General features: G+C 37.6%; 1 protein-coding gene. It reads left to right on the top strand.

What is annotated here, in order from left to right; all coding sequences use genetic code 11:
• The first annotated feature begins 120 nt into the window (after positions 1–120).
• Positions 121–495, top strand: a complete 375-nt coding sequence (locus U9P79_10420) for a hypothetical protein (GenBank protein ID MEA2105028.1) — start codon at positions 121–123, stop codon at positions 493–495.
• Positions 496–1,411 lie beyond the last annotated feature (916 nt).

The raw sequence follows: 1,411 nt of genomic DNA, 5'->3' as shown, positions 1-1,411 counted from the left end.
AGCTTCCTCTCAAATTAAGAAGAATGGTGGAATCATGGGTCGAAGCTCATGAAGAAGAATTGCTGGAGCAATGGGAAAATGCAATGAATAACAGGTTAGTTACAATTGTAGGATGAAATTATGAAATGGAAAAAATGGTCAAAATTTGCAAATAACGAATCAAATTGGCAGAACCATCAAGAAAGAGGTTTGCTGAAGGCTGAATATTTGAGAGATTATGTTTTACGTATTTGGTTTGAAGAAGATTTGGATATTTCAATCTATGAATTGGATTTCTATCCTCTGCTTTTAGGAGAATATCCCGGTGAGGTTCTGTTGCCGCTTAGAGATAAAAAACGGTTTCAAAAAGTCAGCGGTGATTACACGCTGATATGGTTGAATTCGGAAACCGGTGATTATGATGAAAAAGCAATTGACATCGCACCGGAATGTATTCGTTATTTTTGTGAGAACTATGGTAAAGAAATAAAAATTCCTCAAAAAAAAGCGGCATAAGGAGCAAAATTTTGCAATTGAAAGTAGGGACCTGTGCATAATGCTGATTATTAATAAAGTATGATCTTCCTCTCTGAAGGTCGGCAAGAAGTCGTGATTGAAAAGTTGTTACTGGTTGATTCAGGCATTAATACCCTTGGGGGGGGGATAAAGTACAGTAGTCAGGGCAGGATATTCATAAAAATTAGGGTTTGAAAAAAAATAATTGTACTTTTTCACACGGAGTGCCTTAAAGTACACTGCTTTCGTAATAATAAAACATATTGGAATAATAAGGTATTCACTCGATTTGTTTTAACCTATATAATTCATACTGCGGAGAAATAGCCAATGCTCTAATGTCGTGTGAAGTAATTGCTGACCCGAAAGGCTTGAGGAAAAAATGAAAAAAATAGAATTGAACGGCACAACCCTTAGGATTGTGTCGACCCCGCAACCAGGAATATCAAGACACAGCAAACTTGGCGGGGTCGATCTCAATCCATTGTTCAATAAGCCCGGTATCCAAATTTTGATATAAGGGTTTTGCTTCAGATGATTCAAGTGAGGAACCCCACCGGAGTGAGATAAACTCCAGTGGGATGATGAAAAAAAAGTGAAACTCTCCCAGAATTTGAAGTTAAATTCAATTTTCGTTAATTTGTTCTTTGACATTTTGTAAAAAAACGACTGTTCTCAGACTCGTTTACGCATCTGTCCTGTGTCGCTTATGCGATAATAAAAGCAACAAGTTTAGAAACCGTCTTAATTCATGGCATTATTATCCAGCCCTGGCCGGAACCATCTGAAAAGGCAGAACTGAACAGTAGTACTTCATTTCTCCGCCACATTTGGGACAGGCGATTATCGATACAGTTTCAATGCTGACATCTGCTGTTGCCGCTTCCAGTCCATATGTTTTTTCCATAATTGTTTT

This window comes from Candidatus Cloacimonadota bacterium (genome assembly GCA_034661015.1).
Classification (GTDB): Bacteria; Cloacimonadota; Cloacimonadia; order JGIOTU-2; family JGIOTU-2; genus JAYEKN01.
This window is presented reverse-complemented; position numbering and strand designations above follow the sequence as displayed.